7 protein-coding genes and 2 pseudogenes are annotated in these 12,543 nt (G+C 61.7%); 4 read left to right on the forward strand and 5 right to left on the reverse strand.

Features of this window, described 5'->3' with window-relative positions; genetic code table 11:
• The first annotated feature begins 368 nt into the window (after positions 1-368).
• A pseudogene (glyS, locus tag ACQB61_RS14235) lies at positions 369-2,799 on the forward strand (glycine--tRNA ligase subunit beta).
• A gap of 228 nt (positions 2,800-3,027) precedes the next feature.
• Here the strand turns inward: glyS and ACQB61_RS14240 are convergent.
• From ACQB61_RS14240 to ACQB61_RS14260, 5 genes and pseudogenes are all read right to left on the reverse strand, one after another.
• Positions 3,028-4,455 (reverse strand): DEAD/DEAH box helicase, encoded by a 1,428-nt coding sequence (locus ACQB61_RS14240; protein ID WP_430513148.1) that lies wholly within the window; start codon positions 4,453-4,455, stop codon positions 3,028-3,030.
• 370 nt (positions 4,456-4,825) lie between these two features.
• The gene (locus ACQB61_RS14245) at positions 4,826-5,152 is read right to left on the reverse strand and encodes a chorismate mutase (RefSeq protein WP_430513149.1); all 327 of its coding nucleotides are present in this window, start codon (positions 5,150-5,152) and stop codon (positions 4,826-4,828) included.
• Positions 5,153-5,246: 94 nt separating this feature from the next.
• Positions 5,247-7,540: pseudogene (locus tag ACQB61_RS14250) on the reverse strand (NADP-dependent malic enzyme).
• Between the two features lie 78 nt (positions 7,541-7,618).
• On the reverse strand, positions 7,619-8,275 hold the full coding sequence (locus ACQB61_RS14255; protein WP_430513150.1) for a ceramidase domain-containing protein: 657 nt from the start codon (positions 8,273-8,275) through the stop codon (positions 7,619-7,621).
• 123 nt (positions 8,276-8,398) lie between these two features.
• Complete coding sequence (locus ACQB61_RS14260; protein WP_430513151.1) at positions 8,399-9,913, reverse strand: AMP nucleosidase; 1,515 nt, start codon at positions 9,911-9,913, stop codon at positions 8,399-8,401.
• Between the two features lie 428 nt (positions 9,914-10,341).
• Here ACQB61_RS14260 and ACQB61_RS14265 point away from each other — a divergent pair, with 428 nt between their 5' ends.
• From ACQB61_RS14265 to ACQB61_RS14275, 3 genes are all read left to right on the forward strand, one after another.
• Positions 10,342-11,481 carry a site-specific DNA-methyltransferase gene (locus ACQB61_RS14265; RefSeq protein WP_430513152.1) on the forward strand — a complete coding sequence of 380 codons (1,140 nt, stop codon included), beginning with the start codon at positions 10,342-10,344 and terminating at the stop codon, positions 11,479-11,481.
• 140 nt (positions 11,482-11,621) lie between these two features.
• The gene (locus tag ACQB61_RS14270; RefSeq protein ID WP_430513153.1) at positions 11,622-12,005 is read left to right on the forward strand and encodes an ArsR/SmtB family transcription factor; all 384 of its coding nucleotides are present in this window, start codon (positions 11,622-11,624) and stop codon (positions 12,003-12,005) included.
• Positions 12,006-12,015: 10 nt separating this feature from the next.
• Positions 12,016-12,543, forward strand: a complete 528-nt coding sequence (locus tag ACQB61_RS14275) for an arsenate reductase ArsC (protein WP_430513154.1) — start codon at positions 12,016-12,018, stop codon at positions 12,541-12,543.

Genomic DNA, 12,543 nt, shown 5'->3' on the forward strand with positions numbered 1-12,543 from the left:
ACAGCAAACAGAATCGCAAACACAATCGCTGGTAAGCAGAACTTTTTTCCACAATTAGAAATATAATATAACCTATTCTATTTCTCATTGATATCTTTGCCACGTTCGGGCGAACTCCAATCTGCATCTCATGGAGTATCTCTTGATGCCCATTGAAAAAGCATGAAACAGAACTGTTAAACCTGAAAATATATTCGGGAGCCCAGCTGGATGCAGCAGGCGGAGAAGGCTGGAAAGGCGCCATTTCCCGGTGTTGGCCGCAAGGTTGGGGGTGACATTTTTGGCCGGGCTTGGTAGGCACACGCGCTGCAGTGTGCGAGTGCTTGCCCGCACCCTGCCCCGATGTTTTCTATCGAAGGTTCAGACCCATGCCTGATCTCCTGCTTGAACTGTTCAGCGAGGAAATCCCTGCCCGCATGCAGCGCCGTGCTGCCGATGACCTGAAGTCGCTGGTCACCAATGCGCTGGTGGATGCCGGTCTGACCTATGAAGGCGCAAAGGCTTTCGCCACGCCCCGCCGCCTTGCCCTGCACATCGCAGGCCTGCCTGTTGCCTCACAGGCCACTCGCGAAGAACGCAAGGGCCCGCGTGTCGGCTCCCCGGCACAGGCGCTGGAAGGCTTTCTGCGCGGTGCAGGCCTCTCCTCCATCGAGGAAGCCACGATCCAGAGCGATCCGAAGAAGGGCGAGTTCTACATCGCCGTCATCGAGAAGCCGGGCCGTCCGGCAGAAAAAATCATTGCGGACGTGATGCCCGGCATCATCCGCAACTTCCCTGGCCCAAGTCCATGCGCTGGGGCACAGGCTCGCTGCGCTGGGTGCGCCCGCTGAAGTCCATCGTTGCAACCTTCGGCCCGGAAACGGAAGAGCCGGAAGTGATCGCCTTCGACATCGACGGCATCACCGCAGGCAACACGACACGCGGCCACCGCTTCCATGGCAACGAGGCTTTCACCGTCCGCCGCTTCGATGACTACATGACCAAGCTCGAAAAGCAGAAGGTCATCCTTGATGCCGACCGGCGCAAGGACGTGATCGTGCATGATGCGCGCGATCAGGCCATGGCACTTGGACTGGAGCTGGTGGAAGACGAAGGCCTGCTGGAGGAAGTGGCTGGACTGGTGGAATGGCCGGTGGTGCTGACGGGCTCCTTCGACGAGGCCTTCCTGTCGATCCCGGACGAGTGCATCCGCCTGACCATCCGCGCCAACCAGAAGTGCTTCGTGCTGCGCAACCCGGCGACGGGCCGCCTCGCCAACCGTTTCGTGCTGACGTCGAACCTGATTGCGGCGGACGGCGGCAAGACAATCATCGCAGGCAACGAAAAGGTGATCCGCGCGCGTCTGTCCGATGCCCGGTTCTTCTGGGAAACCGACCTCAAGACCCGTCTGGAAGACAATCTGCCGAAGCTGGACAGCATCGTCTTCCACGAGAAGCTTGGCTCGCAGGGGAGCGCGTGAAGCGCCTTGAGGCGCTGGCCGCTGAACTTGCACCTTCATGCGGCGCTGATGCTGGTGAAGCCCGCCGCGCTGCGCGTCTGGCCAAGGCCGATCTCGTCTCGGGCATGGTTGGCGAGTTCCCCGAGCTGCAGGGACTGATGGGCCGTTACTACGCCACCCACCAGGGCGAAAGCGCCGCCGTTGCCACGGCCATCGAAGACCATTACCGCCCACAGGGGCCGTCTGACCGCGTGCCGTCGAACCCGGTTGCCGTGGCCGTTGCGCTCGCCGACAAGCTGGACCTTCTCACCGGCTTCTGGGCCATCGACGAAAAGCCGACAGGTTCCAAGGACCCCTTCGCCCTGCGCCGTGCCGCGCTTGGCGTCATCCGCATCATTCTGGAAAACAAGCTGCGGCTGAAGCTCTCGGACGTGCTGCCGGTTACGCTTCTTGCTTATCTCCTCTGGGGCCTAGAACCCCATTCCGGGCGATACCGGAGTTTGCTGGGAGCCGTTGAGTCAAAGAACGGTAGCCTTAGTTCTGGCGGTTGGTCAAAACCTCCCTATCGCTATTACTTGAACCACGACGGCATGATCGACCAACAGGGCTCTCTGATTGCTTCGGTTGAATTCTCTATAATTCACGAGACAGACGAGAACGCAAAAGAAGCATTTTTTGCATATAGTCAAGTTGCCGACAGGCTAGACCATATGGACACGTGCATAGGTGTTATTGTCTTTGCTGATCGAGAGATTTCTGCAGAGGGAATTAAAGGTTTTTACGAAAGCAGAAAGTACTCCAAAGAGCTGTGGCACGGAGCAGCCGAGCAAATATTTGATTCGTGGATGGGATTCTTCGCCGACCGTCTCAAGGTCCATCTGAAGGAAGAAGGTGCGCGGCATGATCTGATTGATGCCGTTTTTGCCCTTGGCGGACAGGATGACCTGCTGATGGTCGTGCGCCGGGTCGAGGCACTGGGGGCCTTCCTTGCCACAGAGGACGGGGCCAACCTGCTGGCGGGCTACAAGCGTGCGGTCAACATCCTCAAGGCCGAGGAGAAGAAGGACGGTGCAGCCGTTTCCGGCCGCCCGGTCGCAAGCCACTTCCGCGAAGAAGCCGAGATTGCGCTGGCCAGCGCCATCGACAAGGCCCGCGCTGCGGTCAGCGAGGCGCTTTCGGGCGAAGACTTTGCCGCCGCTATGGAGGCCCTCGCGGCCCTGCGTGCGCCGGTGGACCGGTTCTTTGCCGATATCCTCGTCAACGCCGATGAAGCCGAGCTGCGCGCCAACCGCCTGAAGCTCCTCGCCGAGATCCGCGACATCGCCGGCCTCGTCGCCGACTTCTCCAAGGTCTCAGGCTGAGTTCAGCCACCTGAAACAAGAAGCCCGCTGCGGAACGCCACCGCTGCGGGCTTTTTGTTTGAAGAACATGCTGGCCACTCACACCGCGCCGCCCCGGACGGAACGACGTCGAGCCCCAGAGAGACTGCCTGAACAGCCCCACTCACTGATCATGGCAGACGCCCAAACAAAAGGCCCGGCGGTTTCCCGCCGGGCCTTGAAGCTTTCAGACCGAAAGCAGCCTCACCCTTACGGGCGGGCATCGCGGCGGTCACCGCGGGACTGGACCTGCGCGGCAATCTGGGCCGGGCCACCATTCTGCGGGCGGCGCTGGCCGCCACCGGGCTTGCGAGCCTGGCTGCCATGGGGCTTGCCATGGCCATTGCCGAAGCCGCCCTTGCCGCCTTCACCACGGCCACGGCCGCCTTCGGAGCGGGCATTGTGCTGGCGGCCCTGTTCACCACGGCCCTGATCGCGTCCATGGCCCTGGCCACGGCCCTGCTGGACGCCGCCACGTGCCGGGCGCTTGGCAGCTGCGCGGCCTTCCGGCGGAGCTTCGCCGCTGGCGACCGGGATGCGAATGCCGGTCAGGCGCTCGATGTCACGCAGCAAGCCGATTTCGTCCGGTGCGCAGAAGGCGATGGCATCGCCATCAGCGCCTGCACGGGCGGTGCGGCCGATGCGGTGAACGTAGCTTTCCGGCACATCCGGCAGGTCGAGGTTGTAGACGTGGCTGACGCCCGGAATGTCGATGCCGCGTGCAGCCACATCGGTGGCCACCAGAATACGGGTCTCGCCGGACTTCAGTTCCTTGATAGCGCGGTCACGCTGGTTCTGGCTCTTGTTGCCGTGGATGGCATTGGCCTTGAAACCGGCGGCTTCCAGACGGCGCACCACCTTGTCCGCGCCATGCTTGGTGCGGGCAAAGACCAGTGACAGATCGTCGGGGCGCTCAGACAGGCAGTTGATCAGCAGGCTGATCTTGTCGCCGTTCGAGACGAAATGAACGCACTGGGTCACCTTGTCCGCCGTGCGGCCGGCCGGAGCCACTTCCACACGGACCGGATCGGTCAGGTAGGAGCGGGACAGTTCCTCGATCTGCTTCGGCATCGTGGCCGAGAACAGAAGGGTCTGGCGCTTCTTCGGTACCAGATTTGCAATCTTGCGCAGGGCGTGGATGAAACCAAGGTCCAGCATCTGGTCGGCTTCGTCCAGAACCAGATATTCCACCTGGTCAAGGCGCAGGGCATTTCGGTCGATCAGGTCGAGCAGACGGCCCGGTGTGGCGACGAGAATGTCGCAGCCACGGGTCATGCGCTTGATCTGCGGGCCGATGGAAACACCGCCCATGATGGTGGCGACCTGCAGCGGTGTCGACTTGATGAAGCCGATGAGGTTCTGCGCGATCTGGTTCACCAGCTCGCGGGTCGGAGCCAGGATCAGGGCGCGGGTGGCGCGGGCCGGAGCCGGCTTGGGGTTGGCGAGCATGCGCTCCACCAGCGGCAGGCCGAAAGCGGCGGTCTTGCCGGTGCCGGTCTGGGCCAGGCCCATCAGGTCATTGCCGGCGAGAATGAGAGGAATGGCTTCGCGCTGGATCGGGGTCGGCTGGTCGTAGCCGATCGCGGCGATGGCCTTGAGGATCGACTGGGAAAGCCCGAGAGCTTCAAACTGAGTCAAATGAGAACCTTCAACTGTCGCGCCTGCCGCATCAACGGGCACGCGCACAAGGTGGACCGGCCCATGATGGACCAGCCTTTCGTGGCGGTTACGGTTCGGGCCGATTGGCAATCCGGACCGTCAGAACCCCGCGTGAAATGGGAACCTGGGAAAAGGCATCGCAGCCTTTGGCGCGACGCGGAACGGCTCACGCATCCTGTCTGTCTCCGTCACGGATCACCTTTCGGGAGGGGCCGGATCTGCCAGACCGCAGAAGCTGCGGGTGCCCCGCAACAACATGTGAGGGGCAGGCGCGTGGAGAGGACGCAGGCCGCTCACGCGGCGGCCAAGCCGTATCTTGGCGCCTGTATCGGCGCCTAAAGCCTGAAAGTCAAGATAAAACGGCGCCCTGCGGCAGAAGCCCCAGCCGGGCGGCAATGGCACGGCGCTCATAATCGACATTCCAGTCAATCAGCACGCGCCAGACAGCTTCGGCCTGATCGGCTTCCAGTCCAAGGCCTTCCGCACGCCCGCGCAGGCGGTCGATCATGGTCTCGATCCGCTCGGCATCAAAGGCCTCGTCGGGATGCTGCTTGATCTGCGCCATCTGGCGGACATAGGTCTGCCGCTCGGCGAAGAGCTTCAGAAGAAGCTGGTCGATCCGGTCGATCTCCGTCCGGATGTCACCCTTGGTGACGCAGTCCTTCGCAGGTTTCATTCCATAAGGCCCTTTGCCTGTCCAAGCCGGAGAGGATGAAAGCCGTCACGCCTGCCGGTGCTGTTTGCGCCGGCAGGCGCGAGGGATAGCTGGCTCAGGCTTCGGCCTTCTTCTGCGCCTCGACGCAGGCCAGAGCCGACATGTTGACCACGCCACGCGATGTCACCGAACCGGTGAGGATATGCGCAGGCTTGGCCGTGCCAAGCAGGATCGGCCCCACATGCAGAGCTTCCGTCGCCACCTTCAGAAGGTTCAGCGCGATGTTCGCCGCATCCAGATTCGGGAAGAGCAGCAAGTTTGCCTCGCCCTTCAGCCGGCTGTCCGGCATGACGCGCTGGCGCAGCAGTTCGGACAGGGCCGCATCACCGTGCATGTCGCCGTCCACTTCCAGCTCCGGACATTCCCTCCACAGAATCTCCAGCGCCTTGCGCATCTTGTCGGCAGAAGCCAGCTCACGCGAGCCGAAGTTGGAAGCCGACAGCAGCGCCACCTTGGGTGCGATGCCGAAGCGGCGGATTTCCTCGGCTGCAAGCCGCGCCATTTCCGCCAGCTCGGCTGCATCCGGGTCTTCACTGACGAATGTATCGGTCAGGAAGATAGCGCCGCGATCGTTGATCAGCAGCGACAGAGCCGAAAGGTCGCGCACGCCGGCCTTGAGTCCGATGATCTGGCGAATATCGCGCAGATGACGGATGAAGCGCCCTTCAAGGCCGCAGATCACCGCATCGGCTTCCCGCGCCGCACCGCCAGCGCCGAGATGACGGTGGAGTTGGTGCGCACGATGGTTCGCGCCGCATCATGCGGCACACCCTTGCGGCCAACGCAGGAGAAATACTCCTCAACATAATCGCGGTAGCGCGGATCGTCCTGCGGGTTGACGAACTCGAAGTCGACACCAGGGCGGATCTTCAGACCGAAACGCTCGCAACGGGCCTTCAGCACGTCCGGACGGCCCACGAGGATCGGCACGGCCACCTTGTCCTCGATCAGCACCTGGGCTGCGCGCAGCACGCGCTCATCCTCGCCTTCCGCATAGATGATGCGCTTCGGCTCACGGGTCGCAGCCTGAATGATCGGCTTCATCACGAGGCCGGAGCGGAAGACAAAGCGGTTCAGCGTGTCGAGATAGGCATCGAAGTCCTCGATCGGCCGGGTGGCGACGCCAGTCTCCATCGCTGCGCGGGCCACAGCCGGTGCAATGCGCAGGATCAGACGCTGATCGAAGGGCGACGGGATCAGGAACTTCGGCCCGAAGGTCTCGGTCGCCCCGCCATAGGCACGGGCGGCAACATCAGACGGCTCTTCCTTGGCAAGATCCGCGATGGCCTTCACAGCCGCGTGTTTCATCTCTTCGTTGATCGCCGTCGCGCCCACATCCAGCGCGCCGCGGAAGATATAGGGGAAGCACAGGACGTTGTTCACCTGGTTCGGGAAATCCGAACGGCCAGTGCACATCATCACGTCATCACGCACTGCAAGCGCGGCTTCCGGCATGATTTCCGGATTGGGGTTGGCGAGCGCCAGGATCAGCGGGTTCGGCGCCATCTTGGCGACCATCTCCGGCTTCAGCACGCCTGCGGCGGACAGGCCGAGGAACACGTCGGCCCCTTCGATGATCTCACCAAGGGTGCGCTTGTCCGTCTTCTGGGCGAAGATGCCCTTCCACGGGTCCATCAAGGCTTCGCGGCCTTCATAGACCACGCCCTCGATGTCCGAGATCCAGATGTTTTCGCGCTTTGCGCCGAGCGAGACGATGAGATTGAGGCAGGCAAGCGCTGCAGCGCCGGCACCGGAGGCAACGATCTTCACCTGATCAATCGGCTTGCCAGCCAGTTCCAGTGCGTTCTTGACCGCAGCACCGACAATGATCGCCGTGCCATGCTGGTCGTCGTGGAACACCGGAATATTCATCCGCTCGCGCAGCTTGGCTTCGATCTGGAAGCACTCCGGCGCCTTGATATCCTCAAGGTTGATGCCGCCGAAGGTCGGCTCCAGAACGGCAACCGCATCGACAAACCGGTCGACGTCGAGCTCGTCAACTTCGATGTCGAAGACATCGATCCCGGCGAATTTCTTGAACAGGACGGCCTTGCCTTCCATGACAGGCTTGGAGGCGAGCGGACCGATGTTGCCGAGACCCAGCACGGCGGTCCCGTTGGAAATCACCCCCACAAGATTGGCGCGGGAGGTGTAAAGCGCGGCCGTCGACGGGTCACGGGCGATTTCAAGGCAGGGAGCGGCAACACCGGGAGAATAGGCCAGAGCCAGATCGCGCTGGTTACCGAGCGGCTTTGTCGCCTTGATCTCGAGTTTGCCCGGGCGCGGATGCATGTGGAAGAACAGTGCGGGGTCGGTCAGGTCGCTTCCAGCTGGATTCTTGTCGCTCATGTCGTCTCTCGTCTCAACAGCGGTCTCGGCCGCCTTTCCCTCAAGGAGGCATGGCCCATCCGCGCGTGCGGTTCAACCTTATTTCGTACCTGCTCCACCGGTTGCAGGCAAAAGCAGCCGCAAAAGCAGGAATAGAACCAGTCCATTGAGGACATGCCACATGAAATGGGTGCCCAGTGCAAGGCTGCCGCATACCGGCATGTCCAGCATGCGGAAGGTGAGCGAGGCGGCGAACACCAGCCCGGCCACCGCAAGCCCCTTCGCCAGCCGGGCGCTCAAACGCCAGGCTAGTGCCGCGACAACGAAGATGGCAGCAAGCGCGGGCAGATAGCCGGCGGATGATCCCACCAGCGGGGCAAAAAGCCGCCCCGCGAAAGGTGAGCCTGCGAAAAAGAGGCCCGTTATGCCCAGAGCCCAGTACCAGCGCAGCCCCAGGAACCGGTTCAGCGCCGCAAAAAGATAGACATGGATGAAAAAGGCAATCGGGATCACATCTGCCAGCAGCGACCAGCGGTTGGCAAAGGTGTGGAACAGGAACGAACCGATGCCAGTGGCCAGCGTGATCAGGATGAGCGCCAGAGCCAGCCAGTCGCCCGGCGACCGCTTGCGCCACATCTGGAAGGCCACCACCGCTGCCAGAATGAAGGAGGCGTTGGTGATGGCATTGACCGGCTCGGACCAGAAACTGGCATCCAGCCGCTCGCAGTAATTGTTCAGCGGTTCCGTCCAGTTCATGCCTTCACCTCCGCGTCTGCTGTCCCAGTGAGATGTACCAGCGCCGGGACAGCGGCAAGGGTGCCTTTGCAGCTTTTCGAGGACGGACACAGCCAGCCGCACCAGGGCTGCCCACTCTCCCGCTTACTGGAAGGCCGTCTCCGCAAAGCTGCGCAGCTTGCGCGAATGCAGGCGTTCCGGCGGCATGGAGCGCAGCTGCTCCATGGCCCGCATGCCGATCTCCAGATGTTGGGCCACCTGACGCTTGTAGAAATCCGTCGCCATGCCTGGCAGCTTCAACTCACCGTGAAGCGGCTTGTCGGAGACACAGAGCAGCGTGCCGTAAGGCACACGGAAGCGGAAACCGTTGGCGGCGATAGTGGCAGATTCCATGTCCAGCGCAATGGCCCGGGACTGGGAGAAGCGCTGCACGAGGCCGCGCTGGTCCCACAGTTCCCAGTTCCGGTTGTCGATGGAGGCAACCGTGCCGGTGCGCATCACCTTCTTCAACTCATAACCGGAGAAACCGGTCACTTCGGCAACGGCGCTTTCCAGTGCCACCTGCACCTCCGCCAGAGGCGGGATCGGCACCCACAGCGGCAGGTCCTGATCGAGCACATGATCATCGCGCACATAGCCATGGGCGAGCACATAGTCGCCCAGCGTCTGGCTGTTGCGCAGGCCAGCGCAGTGGCCCAGCATCAACCAGGCGTGCGGCCGCAGCACGGCGATATGGTCGGTGATGGTCTTGGCGTTGGAGGGCCCCACACCGATGTTGACCATGGTGATACCGGAGTTGTCCGCCCGCTTCAGGTGATAGGCTGGCATCTGCGGCAGCTTGGCCAGTGCCGTGCCCGACGCGGGCGTCTTCGAGCCGGCCAGCGTCAGCAGGTTGCCGGGCTCGACGAAGGCGGTGTAGCCGCTCTGCGGATCGGCGATGGCAGCTTCCGCCATGCGGCAGAACTCGTCGATGTAGAACTGGTAATTCGTGAAAAGCACGTAATTCTGAAAATGCTCCGCCGCGGTCGCGGTGTAGTGCTGCAGGCGGTGGAGCGAATAGTCGATGCGCGGGCCGGTGAAAGGCGCCAGCGGCATGATGCCGTCCACCGGCTCATAGGTGCCGTTGGCGATGGCGTCATCCATCAGCGTCAGGTCCGGCAGATCGAACATGTCCGCCAGTGGCCGGTCACCGGGCATGGCTCCAGCACCTTCGACGTGAGTACCGTCATAAAAGGCGAAGTGCAGCGGGATAGGGGTCGTGCTATCCCCCACATGCACCGGAACCCCGTGATTGCGGATCAACAGCGAGATCTGCTCCGTCAGATACTGCTGAAACAGATCCGGCCGGGTGATCGTGGTGGCGTGTATGCCGGGACCAGAGACAAAGCCGAACGGCATGCGGCTATCAAGGCGCGAATGGCTCTCCGTGATCAAGCGGATCTGCGGATAATAGGCCCTCACCCTTCCCTCTGGCGCCGTCCCATTGACGAGATCACGGAACGCATCCCGGATGAAGGCGGTGTTGCGCTCGAACAACTCCATCAACCGGGCGACGGCGGCTGCCGCGTCGGTGAAGGGCTCCAGCGGTGCAGCGGGAGCCAGTACGAACGGACGGGGATCCGTGAGGGGATTTCGGTAGGGCCGGTCTTTCAAATGCATTCTCCTTATTGTTCTTAACCGGACAGGCTCTAACAGAGCTCCGCTTCCGTCAAGTCACTCAAGGCAAGTTTTGAAATATTTTTCATCAGGCGAATGATTTTGCATTCTGCCCAAATTCGATGGCACGACCATGACGGAAGCCAACATGGTGAATCGTACGAAGCGCTTCCACATGACAGCGCCACTTTCTGACCACCTCCTCTGGCCGGCATCATGGTTAATGCCGTCACCTCCGTCCCGGCCTCGCCTGCCAGAAAAGCACATGATTTCCGCCAGTTTTTTCCGGTCAAAAGTTAACCTTCTGCGCAAGTTTCGAAAACCTAAAGAAAGCATTGAAATCAAAAAGAAAAATTAGAGCGCGCCTTAACCCGCGATTTACCAGATCCGGTAACCATGAGCCTCGAAATTGCGTGAGGTGCTGCGTCGCAATGAAAGTTCTGCGTACTGGGGTGTCCTCTGTGACACCCCTTGAAACCCAAGACAATGCCGCCACTCCGGCCTGGCTGAACACGATCCTGAAGGGCGACTGCGTTGCCGCCCTCAGCAAGCTGCCCTCGAAGTCGGTGGATCTGGTCTTTGCCGATCCGCCCTACAATCTTCAGCTTGGCGGCGATCTTCACCGTCCTGACCAGTCGAAGGTAGATGCCTGCGACGATCACTGGGACCAATTCGACAGCTTCGAGGCTTATGATGCCTTCACCCGCGCATGGCTGCTGGCCGTGCACCGCGTGATGAAGGACGATGCCTCGCTCTATGTCATCGGCTCCTACCACAACATCTTCCGCGTCGGCGCGATCCTTCAGGATCTGGGCTTCTGGATTCAGAATGACATCGTCTGGATCAAGTCCAACCCGATGCCGAACTTCCGTGGCAAACGCTTCACCAACGCCCATGAGACGATCATCTGGGCGTCGAAGTCCAAGAACTCCAAGCCGGTGTTCAACTACGATGCGCTGAAGACCTTCAACGAAGATCTGCAGATGCGCTCCGACTGGCACTTGCCGCTGTGCACGGGTGCAGAACGGCTGAAGGATGAGGACGGGCAGAAGGTCCATCCGACCCAGAAGCCGGAATCCCTGCTCTACCGGGTGCTGACGGCCTCGTCCCGCCCCGGAGATGTGGTGCTCGATCCCTTCTTCGGCACCGGCACCACCGGCGCCGTCGCAAAGCGCCTTGGCCGCAACTTCATCGGCATCGAGCGTGAACAGAGCTACATTGATGCGGCCACCGCCCGCATCAATGCCATCGTGCCGGCCGAAGGTGTGTCCCTCGACATGCAGAAGGGCAAGCGCGCCGAGCCGCGCATTCCCTTCGGTTCGCTGCTGGAAGCAGGCCTGCTGGAACCGGGAACGGAGCTCATCTGCCCTAAGGGCAAGCATCTGGCCATTGTGCGCGCTGACGGTTCGCTGGTCAGCGGCCAGCATTCCGGCTCCATCCACAAGGTGGGCGCGCTCGTTCAGGGCGCGGAAAGCTGTAACGGCTGGACCTTCTGGCACCTGAAGGACCGGGGCAGCTTCAACCCGGTGGATGACCTGCGCAAGGAACTCAGATCCCGCCTCTTCGCCTGATCCATCAGCGAAAGGCTGGACATTCGCGTCCCCGCGAATTCCCGGAACACCCCGGCTCCCCGAGGCCGGGGGTGTTTTTTGTACGGCAGCCCGATGCCGGGGGATTGACTTGAGTATTATATATCCGTAATTCTGGATATATGGATGAATCAGAAACCATCGCTGCCCTGGCAGCCCTTGCTCAAGCGACCCGCCTTCAGGCCTTCCGCGCACTCGTGCAGGCAGAACCGGAAGGCGTTGCCGCCGGTGAACTTGCCCAGCGCCTTGGCGTACCGCAAAACACGCTTTCCGCGCATCTGTCAGTTCTTGCGCAGGCAGGGCTTGTCACGGGACTGCGGCAAGGACGCTCTATCGTCTATCACGCAAATCTGGATCAGCTCCGGCAGATGACGCTCTACCTCTTGAAGGATTGCTGCAGCGGCAAGGCCAGCCTGTGCGAGCCGCTGATTGCCGAACTGACCGGGAGCTGTACCGAGACCTGCACACCGGGCTGTGCCCCACCGGCCGGAAACCGGATGCCGTAAGGAGCCCACCATGACTGAAAAGACCTACAATGTGCTGTTCCTCTGCACCGGCAATTCCGCCCGCTCCATCCTCGCGGAAGGCATCCTGAACGCTGTAGGCGGCGGCCGTTTCCGCGCCTGGTCTGCGGGCAGCCAGCCAAATGGCACGGTTCATCCGCTTGCCCTCAAGACGCTGGATGCCCTTGGCTATCCGGCAGAGGGCTTCCGCTCAAAGAGCTGGGATGAGTTCGCCGTACCCGGTGCACCGCAGTTCGATTTCGTCTTCACGGTCTGCGACAACGCCGCTGGAGAGACCTGCCCCGTGTGGCCGGGCCAGCCGATGACAGCCCATTGGGGCATCGAGGACCCTGCAGCCGTTAAGGGCGCGGCCTTTGAGAAGGAGCAGGCCTTCAGCCAGGCCGCCCGCTACCTCAAGAACCGCATCAGCGCCTTTCTCAATCTGCCGCTGGCCTCCATCGACGCGATGGCGCTGAAGAAGAAGCTCTCCGATATCGGTACGCTTGAAGGCGCCACCACCCTTGCTGAAAAGGTGAAGTAA

It is taken from the genome of Pannonibacter phragmitetus (assembly GCF_050510895.1).
Taxonomy (GTDB): Bacteria; Pseudomonadota; Alphaproteobacteria; order Rhizobiales; family Stappiaceae; genus Pannonibacter; species Pannonibacter phragmitetus_B.